General features: G+C 43.7%; 11 protein-coding genes. 6 read left to right on the forward strand and 5 right to left on the reverse strand.

Annotation, left to right across the window (positions count from 1 at the left end; genetic code table 11):
- The first annotated feature begins 273 nt into the window (after positions 1–273).
- The 6 genes from CDZ87_RS07550 to CDZ87_RS07575 all read left to right on the forward strand — a co-directional run bounded on the left by CDZ87_RS07550 (position 274) and on the right by CDZ87_RS07575 (position 4,879).
- Positions 274–432, forward strand: a complete 159-nt coding sequence (locus CDZ87_RS07550) for a hypothetical protein (protein WP_216639379.1) — start codon at positions 274–276, stop codon at positions 430–432.
- Between the two features lie 178 nt (positions 433–610).
- A complete protein-coding gene (locus CDZ87_RS07555; protein ID WP_100752976.1) occupies positions 611–2,005 on the forward strand; it encodes an AAA family ATPase in 1,395 nt (464 codons plus the stop codon).
- Positions 2,002–2,766, forward strand: a complete 765-nt coding sequence (locus CDZ87_RS07560; RefSeq protein ID WP_100752978.1) for a retron system putative HNH endonuclease — start codon at positions 2,002–2,004, stop codon at positions 2,764–2,766. The genes CDZ87_RS07555 and CDZ87_RS07560 overlap by 4 nt, the downstream gene beginning before the upstream one ends.
- 426 nt (positions 2,767–3,192) lie before the next feature.
- Entirely contained in the window at positions 3,193–4,128 is a 936-nt protein-coding gene (locus CDZ87_RS07565) for a hypothetical protein (RefSeq protein WP_100752980.1), read from the forward strand.
- Positions 4,112–4,543, forward strand: a complete 432-nt coding sequence (locus tag CDZ87_RS07570; protein WP_100752982.1) for a hypothetical protein — start codon at positions 4,112–4,114, stop codon at positions 4,541–4,543. Before CDZ87_RS07565 ends, CDZ87_RS07570 begins: the two co-directional genes overlap by 17 nt.
- Positions 4,544–4,624: 81 nt before the next feature.
- A complete protein-coding gene (locus CDZ87_RS07575) occupies positions 4,625–4,879 on the forward strand; it encodes a hypothetical protein (RefSeq protein WP_100752983.1) in 255 nt (84 codons plus the stop codon).
- 60 nt (positions 4,880–4,939) lie between these two features.
- Here the strand turns inward: CDZ87_RS07575 and CDZ87_RS07580 are convergent, their stop codons facing one another.
- The 5 genes from CDZ87_RS07580 to CDZ87_RS07600 all read right to left on the reverse strand — a co-directional run bounded on the left by CDZ87_RS07580 (position 4,940) and on the right by CDZ87_RS07600 (position 10,165).
- Complete coding sequence (locus tag CDZ87_RS07580) at positions 4,940–6,256, reverse strand: MBL fold metallo-hydrolase RNA specificity domain-containing protein (protein WP_100752984.1); 1,317 nt, start codon at positions 6,254–6,256, stop codon at positions 4,940–4,942.
- Between the two features lie 226 nt (positions 6,257–6,482).
- The gene (locus tag CDZ87_RS07585; RefSeq protein WP_100752986.1) at positions 6,483–7,244 is read right to left on the reverse strand and encodes an iron ABC transporter ATP-binding protein; all 762 of its coding nucleotides are present in this window, start codon (positions 7,242–7,244) and stop codon (positions 6,483–6,485) included.
- 11 nt (positions 7,245–7,255) lie between these two features.
- Positions 7,256–8,206: an iron chelate uptake ABC transporter family permease subunit gene (locus CDZ87_RS07590; protein WP_100752987.1), complete on the reverse strand. Its 951-nt coding sequence runs from the start codon at positions 8,204–8,206 to the stop codon at positions 7,256–7,258.
- Positions 8,199–9,155, reverse strand: a complete 957-nt coding sequence (locus CDZ87_RS07595; protein WP_100752989.1) for an ABC transporter permease — start codon at positions 9,153–9,155, stop codon at positions 8,199–8,201. Before CDZ87_RS07595 ends, CDZ87_RS07590 begins: the two co-directional genes overlap by 8 nt.
- 89 nt (positions 9,156–9,244) lie before the next feature.
- Positions 9,245–10,165 (reverse strand): siderophore ABC transporter substrate-binding protein, encoded by a 921-nt coding sequence (locus tag CDZ87_RS07600; protein WP_100752990.1) that lies wholly within the window; start codon positions 10,163–10,165, stop codon positions 9,245–9,247.
- Positions 10,166–10,439: the final 274 nt, after the last annotated feature.

The raw sequence follows: 10,439 nt of genomic DNA on the forward strand, positions 1-10,439 counted from the left end.
TGATATTAAAATTAACGGGGTCAGGTCTTGCCTTTTGCCCTTTGGGTTTGTTGGCGGGAGGTTTAATTTAGGTATTTGGTGTGGTGTTTTCAGGGAGAGAAAATGAGCCGATGATTAAGGGGCGAATTTGCTAATACGTTATATCATGTGACATCGCGTGATTCACGGGGCAACTGCATTGTGTCAAAACGCAAGACCTGACCCCGTATTGTTCTGAATGCAAGGTACGAGGAAGCCAAAACTGAGCTGGAAAAGCTGAATAAGCTGTTCCCTATGCAAAAGAAAATACTAACTCGTTTACTGCAAGTGTGTGAACAGCTAAGAGACTACAACACGTCTGCAGGCTACTTGCGTGCGTTACTTAGATTAGTTAAGTCTGATGAAAAGCTGAACCAGAAACGCCAGCAGTATGAACGGCTAGGCGTTTGGTAACTATTTCGGAATAGTAGAGGCTTCAAATTGGCGCCTCTTAAATGCACACAGAGCAGTGACCCCAAAATATTGCCTTTTAAGCTTATGGAGTGCAAAAAGCAATCATGGTTTTAGTGATACAATGAAACAACAGATTGGTGTAATCTGCGCATCGACCAGAGCAGCTTATGGATAAATAATGAAAATAGAGAAATTAGAACTAAAAAACTTTAGGGCATTCAAGCATTTCGAGTGTCAGTTTGGCACTGGTGTTAACGTTCTGGTCGGCCTAAATGGTTTTGGTAAAACGTCCGTTCTTGATGCTATCGCTATTGGCTATGGTCAATTTTCTGGTGGATTTGAAACTAGTAAAGATCGTGGCATCCTGAACTCTGATATTCGTATCGCTAAACATACTGTCGGCGCTGGTGAACTTGAAGCGGGAGATTCTTTTTCAGGCGCTGAGAAGTTTACAATGGAGCGTCAGTTTCCTGTGGAAGTGCAAGTGACGGTTCACGAGGGGGACGACTATCATTTTCCAAGTAGCTGGTCGCGCTCTAGAAATACTCTCAAGGGGCGGACGACCCAAGTCAAAGAACTCAAGGCTGTTGCTCAAGACTTGCAGAAGTCAGTGCAGAACAATGGAAAAGTAGTATTACCGTTGTTGAGCTATTACGGTACTGGGCGGCTTTGGAAAGAGAAAAGACTAACTGAAAAGAAGAACCCAGCCCATCAAACAAATAGCCGTCTAGATGGTTATATGGATTGTTTAGATCCTGAATCGACTTATTCTGCATTTGCGCAATGGTTGAGAGTTGAAACGATTGCAGAATATGAAAGAAAAATGCAAATAATTGAAGAGCATGGCCTTGAAGGTGCTGTTGTCTATGGCTCTACAATTAGAGGCAAGCTATTAAAAGCCATTACTAACGCTGTAAATATTGTATTAGCTCCTTCAGGATGGTCAAACATTCGATATAGCGCAACAACTAAAGAAGTGATTGCTACACATAAAGATCAAGGCGATGTGCCGGTTTCATACTTGAGTGATGGCGTGCGCAATATGCTAGGAATGGTTGCTGATATTGCCTATAGAGCCGTTAGGCTTAACCCTCACTTAGCTGAAAATGCGGTGAACGACACAAGTGGTATCGTACTTATTGATGAAGTAGATATGCACTTGCACCCACAGTGGCAACAGCTAGTTCTTCAGAACCTATCTGAAGCGTTCCCTAACATACAGTTCATTGTGACCACACACAGTCCTCAAGTGCTCTCTACCGTGAAACAAGAACAAATTCGAGTATTACCTGACGTTGCAGCAGGTGAGACTGAAGCGTTACCTCCAATTGGAGAGACGTTAGGGAAGCCTAGTAATTATGTCTTAACACAAACACTTAATGTCGACGCTCGACCTCCACTTCGTCAGGTGGAGCTTTTTGAAGAGTATATGCAGCTAATAAACTCTGGACTAGGAAGGGATAACGAAGCAACGAAGGTGCGTGCACAATTAGATGGTTTACTGGGTAAAGAGCATGAAGACTTAGTTCATGCTGATAGAGTATTAAAGCGCAGGGAGTTGTTGGGTAAATGAGACATATAGATAAGCCTCATAACGCAACCAACGTAAAGCTTGAGCAGGAAATAGAGAACGGGAACCCAGCAACAAGTGAAGAGGCTACCCGACGCTGGAAAAACTTTAATGGTAAAACTGAGCTTAGCCGCCAGTTATTACAGCAACAATACGGACTTTGCTGTTACACAGAGCTAAACCTTACAGACTTTGCAACTGAGCAGAACATGGGAAGCCATATTGAGCATGAGAAGCCTAAGAGCTTCCTTCCTGTGGAGACGTTTAACTATGGCAATCTGTTGCTATGTTCATTAGCTAGTGAAGATCTGAAACATTTTCCGGGCCTACAGCAGTTTGGAGGCCATTTTAAGGGGAGCAAGTTTGATGCTAGATTATTTGTTTCTCCGCATCAGGCTAATTGTCGAGATTATTTCATATACTCATCAGGCAGTGGTGAAATTAGCCCTAACCTAGCACTGCCAGCAGGTGAGCAACAAAAAGCACAATATACGATAGACTTGTTAAATCTAAATGCTCCTTTTTTAAAAGCCGAAAGAAAGCAGTGGTTAGAGGAAATCGAAGAGTGCTTGGAGCCTTTGATCGACAGTAGCGATCTTCAATCCATCGAGTTATTGGCTGAAATCGAGCTAACTCCGGCGCAAAGGCATGATGCGAAATTGGGTTATACTTGTGATCAGCTAAGAAAATTTCACTCAGCGGTTCGAGCTGTGTTTGGTCAGTTAGGGGAGCAGGTTATTCAAGAGCACTGCCCGAATATATAGCTGGTTGTACTTAAAGCCAAGGATTAGCACGTAGTAATATCTAAGGTAATACTTGTCTCGGGTTTTATTTATTTTTGATTAAATTTCAATAGCTTACCTCGCAAAGTGTGCTGTCTCACTCCTGCCACATTCTTGAAAAAAGACGTCCTAGGACGTCTTTTTTTATGCCTGTAATATTTTTCGTGAAGTTTTCAGTTTAAAAATATGCTTAAAACTGGAAATTACTTTGGGCCTTTACAGTTTGGCTACTGGAGAAAGATCACCTAACTCGCATAAGAGGACTTATCCCTGCTGTTTGAAGAGAACAAAGAGTTTGGTCTGTCAGAATTTAGCTTGAAAGTGCTGCCTTTGTCTCTCGCTTTGAGCAAGTTTTTGCCTCGTAATTTTGTCATGTATTATGTTCGCCAGTAAGAGGAATACATATTTATGATTAGAGACAATACTCGCTGGTTAGAGGGTGATACCCCTCCCTCCATTGAGCTTCCCCGTTTATCCACAAAAGAACGAATAGCTAAACAGCATGCTGAGCGTATTGCTCAATCTGAGAAGGATTGGGCTTATGTACAAGCCAACCAAGATCAATATGCAACCCAAAGAGCAGAAACGTTAACCAGACGAAATGCTTCTCAAGTACTCGGTGATTCAATGGGGTTACAGTGCTCTCTTGAACAGGAAATGGCAAAAAACAATCAACATGTAATGATTGTAGATCTTGAGGATGCCCATAAAATTTTGCATAACGTTTGGCTTGAGGCCGGAAAAAACGTTGCGGTCATTGCTGCTAGTATTAACGCCGCTAAATCATGGTTTAATCATACTGAACCAATGTTCAATGCCGCTTCAATTGCCAAGCAATTTGGTGACATGAATATCAAAGCGGATCTTGTCGAAAGTAAAGGTAAAACTTTTGTGGCATTCAATGGCACAGACCAGAATGGTAAAGCGCTTAAGCACGCGTTTGTAAATGGTACCCGTATCAACATGGATGGGAAAAAGTACCCACTAAACTCTTTTAAGTCGATGCAAGCTGGATTTAGCCCGAAAGCAAGAGCAGCAAACTTCAAAGGAGCGGGTGTATTAACGTTTGTAGTGTCCGCAAGTATTGCGACCAGTGATTTGGTGTTCAAAAGTGATTACCACTTAGTTGACTGGTTTGGTAACGTTGGCTCTGACATGTTTAAGTTTTTAGTACAGGTTGGTGCTGGTGAGGGGGCTCTATGGTTAACTGCTACTTATAGTGCCCCTATCATTGTAGGCGCGGCCGTTTGCTTTGCTGCATATGTACTAGTTGAAATTTTCTGGAGCGAGTATCAAATCTCAAAATTAATAGTGAAAGAGCTTGAAAATGCAATCGAAAGTTAAGGTACGCTCAGCTGGAGTCTTACTTCTCACATTCGCATTACTAAGTTGGATTTATCCTTCCTATGCTGTTTATTGTGACTATGTCGGATTGTTAAACAAAGAAGCAGAGGTCAGAGTGTCAATTATTACTCTTTGGGTTCCCATTGGTGGTTTAGGGGCTGTACTTAGCCTACTTTGGATGTCTCCAAGGGCTCTTTATCAAGGGAAAGGAATTGGAAAGGTTTACTCTCCAAAAGCAATGCAACTAGCGAATAAGATAACCATTTATTTCGCATTAGTAGGGGTGGCATTCGCGGCCGGGTGGACGTATCACAGCCTTGATTTACTAGAGAAATACGGTTACGTGTACAGCCGTGACTTAACTAAGATTACGCCTACAGGTGTACATTTGATGTATGTTAAATCTTCCAATTAGACTCAGTTGGTATTCTGCGTGAGGATATGATCCTTCTTATTCAATAGCGCGTAGTCGTGTTGAAGCGATAAACTTCGATGAATGAGTGTTGTTGGTCCAACGGCCAGAGGTGCACTATTTGGTGCAGCAGGTTCTGCAATTGCCGGTGGTAATGGTAGCGCTAAAGTTGGTACTGGTATCGGTCTGGTTCGGCGCGTGTTGCACATCGATTGTGTAATACAGTCACGTGTAGTATCGGCCGAACTGCCAGTTAAAACGCTCACTCATGTATTTCAATACCCACGTCATATTCAAAGTCGCTACCTAATGAGTACAAGTAGTCTAAGTTGCCACTAAGACTAGAGTTGAGACTTTGATACTCGCCCCAACTTACTTCTCGTTGTGTCATGGCCGTTATTATTTCACCAAGTAACCACGCTGTTTCAGTTCTTGAGCAAAATACGCTTGGGTTTGTGGCTCGCCATGAATCAAATGCACTTGTTTAGGTTTGGGATCTATTCCCTCGACAAAGCGCAGTAAATCGGTTTTGTCGGCATGGGCTGAATAGCCAGACATGGTATGAATATGTGCGTTAACTTCGACGTATTCATCATCAATGCGTACCTGCTTGTCACCCGATTGAATCGCACGGCCAAGCGTTCCCTCAGCCTGATAGCCGGCTAATATCACATCGGTTCGTTGATCTGGCAGCAGTGCTTTCAGGTAGTCCATAATGCGCCCACCTTGGCACATCCCTGAAGCCGCTACCACGAGCGCAGGCTCGCCAGTCGATTTTAAACGGTTCACTAGTCGCTGGTGGGTACGGTGATCTTCTACCGTGATGCATTGGTCAAAGGCTAACGGATGACGGTGTGCTTGCAAACGTTGCTTGGCCTCTTGCCCCCACAAGCTTTTAAAACGTCGATAAGATCGAGTGACCTTCTGCGCCATAGGCGAGTCGAGAATAATCGGTAGACGAATGTCGATGTCGTGGTCATGAATCAGTTGTTCAATATCAAACAGTAGCTCTTGCGTTCGACCAACGCTAAACGCAGGGATGAGGATCGATCCGCCATCTTGTAATGAACGGTCGATAATGGCTTTCAACCGCGCCGCGCGAGACGCGATCTCTTCGTGTTTGTTGTCACCATAAGTGGTTTCAATCAATAGATAATCCGCTCGTTCAGGGGAAACTGGGTCAGGTAATAATGGTGTATTACTTGGCCCTAAGTCGCCAGAGAAAACCACCACCTCTTGATTGGGTAATTGCAGTTCAATATACGCCGACCCCAGAATGTGGCCCGCAGGTTGAAAGCGAGCATAAAGGCCATCGGGTTGCTGCACATCAATCGGAAACCATTGGTTATATTCTTTGGCAACCAACAACTTACGGATGCGGTTCAACACTCGTTGCGCTTGTTTGTATTTTAATCCGAGCTGCAGCTTTAAACTGTCTTCGAGCATCAAAGGGATAAGCTCTGCGGTCGCTGCAGTGCAGTAAATCGGCTTATTGAAACCGTTCGCCAGCAGCCATGGCAGGCGGCCAATGTGATCAATATGAGTGTGGGTAAACAGTAGGGCACCGAGCGCTTTGGTGTCAAACTCAATATCCAAGGGGCGGGTATCAGCGCCTTGAAATAGGCCACAATCAATCAACACCGCTTGGCCATTTGATCGGAACTCATGGCACGAACCCGTTACTGTCTCTTTACCGCCGTGGTGGATAATTTCCATAACTCGCCTTTTTGTTGACTCACGTTGTCACTTTGTGAGGAAGAGAGCTTGAAGTAAATGGAAATAAATGAGACTTGCGAGGCTCCAACACTTCTTTAAGTAATTCAGTGTTTAGTGAGTGAAATCGGTGCGATCCAGGTTCGAGATAAATAGGAGCCGTGCCGTGAGTATCCGAGCAATGGCCACAACACGGCGTCGCAATTGTCCTATCGATATGCAAAGGTGGTTAACGGCGATAGTAAAGTGAAATACGCTTACCATCGATGTCTTGAACTATAAATGGGATTTCGTAAATTTCGCTAAGGACATCTGAATTAATCACTTGCTCTATGCTTCCTGCCTTAATGACTTCACCAAGCTTCATTGCGATGATGTGGTCGGAATAGCAAGAGGCGAAGTTAATGTCATGGATAACGATAACCACGGCTTTATTTTTCTTTTCGGCAAGCTGACGCAGTGTACTCATGATGTCAACAGAGTGCTTAATATCGAGGTTATTCAGAGGCTCATCTAGGAAGATATAGTCGGTATCTTGTGCCACAACCATAGCAATGAAGGCCATTTGACGTTGACCGCCAGAAAGTTGATCGATGAAGCGATCTTTTAAATGTTCAATATCAAGATCTTGCATCGATTCCTTGATGATTCGATGGTCGTTTTCAGTCAAGCGCCCCTGTGAGTAAGGAAATCGGCCAAAAGCGACTAAGTCACTAACGGTAAAGCGCATGTTGATGTTATTCGATTGGCGCAGAACAGAGAGGTGTTTGGCTAACTCTTCATTACTCCATTGCTCAAGCGATTTGTCGCCGATAACCACGGTTCCGGCATCGCTCTCAGTTAAGCGACTTGCCATCGAAAGTAAGGTACTTTTTCCTGCGCCATTGGGGCCGATAATACTGGTCACTTTTCCTAGCGGGAACAAAGCATCAGCATTTTTCACCACAAATTGTTGATGGTACTTTTTACTAAGACCTTGAATACGGATCATGTCATAAACCTTTAATCAAATTTGTTTTTCATTAGCAGAAGTAAGAAGTATCCGCCGCCAAGGAAATTGATAATAACGCTAATGGTGGTATCAAAATCAAACAGGTTTTCGACCACCCATTGACCACCTAATAACAGCACGACGGACAAGACCGAACTGGCTAAAAGCAAGAGTCGATGTTGATAACCAGAAAACAGCTGGCGGGTTAAGGCCACAACAATTAAACCAAAAAATAAGATTGGTCCGATTAATGCTGTCGAAATAGATACCATGCAGGTGATGATGAACATGACTTGCATGGTCAGCTTATGGGTATCGACACCTAGGCTTTTTGCGTTGTCAATGCCAAGCCACATAACGTCGAGTTTGTGTGCGATGCGCATTAGGTAGCCACCACTTATCAGAAGTGGTACTAAGCACCAGTAAACCAGTTCATTATTGATGTTATTGAAGCTCGCGAACATCGAATTTTGAATAAAGGTAAATTCGTCAGGGTCGGTGATCATGGTGAAAAAACCAGTCACGCTATTAAATAAGCTACTTAAGACAATACCAATCAATAATAAAGTAAAGATATTGCGTTGCCGACTTTGAAAGTAAAAGTGAAACAGCGTCATGGCACAGAGAGTCATAATGGCGGTTGAAAGCAAAAAGTTAAGCTTACTGTTGATAACGAGTGCACTGAAACCACCAAACATTACCACCAACATAACTTGGATCATGACATACATTGAATCAAATCCGAGAATGGATGGTGTCAAAATCCGGTTGTTGGTGATGGTTTGAAAAACTAATGATGAGGAAGCAATCGCCATGGCCGCTAGCATTATTGCCAGCACTTTTGGCACACGACGAGATAAGAAAAACTGATAATTATCGGCAGTTAAGCCTTTGCCAATGAAGATCGCACAGATCAACACTGCGACGATCGCGAGCAGACTCACTTTAACAGAATCACGCATTCGCTTTGTCTCTTAATACAAGGAAAATGAAAATTGAACCGCCTAAGATGCTGATGATCATAGAAATTGGAATTTCATAAGGGAAGATAATCAGACGGCCTAATATATCGCAAGACAGAACGAGGATCACCCCAGTGTAGGCTGTCCATGGGAGGTTACGGCGCATATTATCGCCAATAAAGAGCGAGACAAGGTTAGGCACAATCAAACCAAGGAAAGGAATAACACCCACGATCATGACGACGGACGAAGAGAGCACCGCCACCAGAATAACACCAATTAGAATGATTCGTTGATAGTTTAAGCCGATGTTTTTAGCAAAGCTTTCGCCAACACTGGCGGCACTAAAACGGTTGGCATAGGCGTAAGCTAATATCGAAACCGGGAGCGCTAAGTATAAAAACTCATAGTTTCCTTGCAGTACAGAGGCAAAGTTCGCCACGGCCCAAGACCCCATCGTTTGCACTAAGTCGTATTTATAAGCGATGAACGTCGCCATGGATGACACCACGTTGCCATACATGATGCCAATCAAGGGGACCAACATGGTGTTTTTGAATTTTAAGCGCTGCAAGAAGCGCACAAAGATGACCGTACCAAGTACCGAAAAGACGAAGATCGTAACCAGGTGTACCCAAGTGCTCATATCAGCAAAGAAAATAAGAGCGACAATATAACCAAACATCGCCCAGTCAATGGTGCCGGTCGTCGACGGAGCAGCAAAGCGGTTTTGCATAATCTGTTGCATGATAAGGCCCGCGATACTTAACCCTGCTCCGGCCAATATGATCGCGAGTAACCGTGGCAAGCGGCTGACTAAGATTATCGTTAAACTGTGGTGATCACCCGCAAGCACCTGCGAAATTGACACATCGGCGACACCGACTAATAACGAGCAAGCGGCGAGGATGATTAGCAATAAAAATGCCAGAATATGATGAAGTTTCATGGTGTTATGATCGATCTTAAAAAACGACAATGACCTTTCACAACCTGGAGTAGGAAAGGCCATTTAGCGATGAGAATGAGAAGTTTTGGTTAACTTTTGAACACTTTGTTGAGGTCTGCGATCATGGTTTTTGTTGACTGGTAACCCCCGGCAGTCAGATACCATGCTGCGGGCTCTATAAATAGCACTCGATCATTTTTCGCCGCTGGAATCGATTTGATCAGCGCGTTGTTAAACAGTTGTTTTGCTTTCCCGTTGCTTTGACCGATCGCTTGCTCTCTGTCAAGAACCAGTAGCACTTCCGGTTGCGCATCAGCAATATATTCAAATGAGATCAAGTTACCGTGAGATCCAGAAACGGCGTCAACATTTGCCGATGTACTGGTCTTGAAGCCGGCTTCATCATAAATGAATGAGAAACGGCTATGCTGGCCAAACATGGCAAGCGTATTACCGCTACTTGAGACGGTCAGTGCGCGAGGAGGATTCACTGCGACTTTGCTGTGTAAGTGATTAATTTGATCTTGAACCTCGGCAATTAACTGTTCGGCCTGTGCTTGCTTGTTAAAAATTGCACCTAGCGTTCGCCAATGCTCTTGAGTCGTTTTCCAGTAATCCGTAGTGTCAATTTTGAATATATAAGTGGGGGCGACATCGTTCAAATCTTGGTAGATGTCTGCCATGCGTGCTTCTGCAATGATCAGATCGGGCTTTAGGGTAAAGAGAGTTTCGAAATTCACTTCTTTGACACTGCCAGTATTGGTAAAGGCATCGGCCTTATAGTGTTGTAAAGACGTAGGTAGCAGTGTTTTTGGCATACCCACGGGCGTAATGCCGAGCGCATCGATGAAATCTAAACTGCCGTAACCTAGCACAACAACGCGTTGGGGAGTGCCGTCGATTTCTAAAGTACCTAAGCTATGTTGATAGGTTTTAGCCAGAGCACTGGATGTCGAAAATACGAGTAATAATGCGCCAATAATGACGGAAAATGAAAAATGACGAAACATAAAAAATTCCCAAAGTATGCTGAATTTATGCGCTATTTAAAACACAGTCAGGAAGATACATCGCGATCAGCGATATAGCACAAATCATAAAATTGATCTAAATCAAAATAAGAATGATTTTCAATTGCGATGATGTTACCAGATTTTAGTGTATCGGCAACCGTATTTTTGAAACTTTGCGCCGCTTTAGATTCAGCGTGGTTGGCCAGCGACTCTTGGTTTGGGATAAGTATGCTGTCTAAAAGATCAGACCAAGCACAGTGACATTGCTTTT

The organism is Vibrio salilacus (assembly GCF_002811245.1).
GTDB classification, from domain to species: Bacteria; Pseudomonadota; Gammaproteobacteria; order Enterobacterales; family Vibrionaceae; genus Vibrio; species Vibrio salilacus.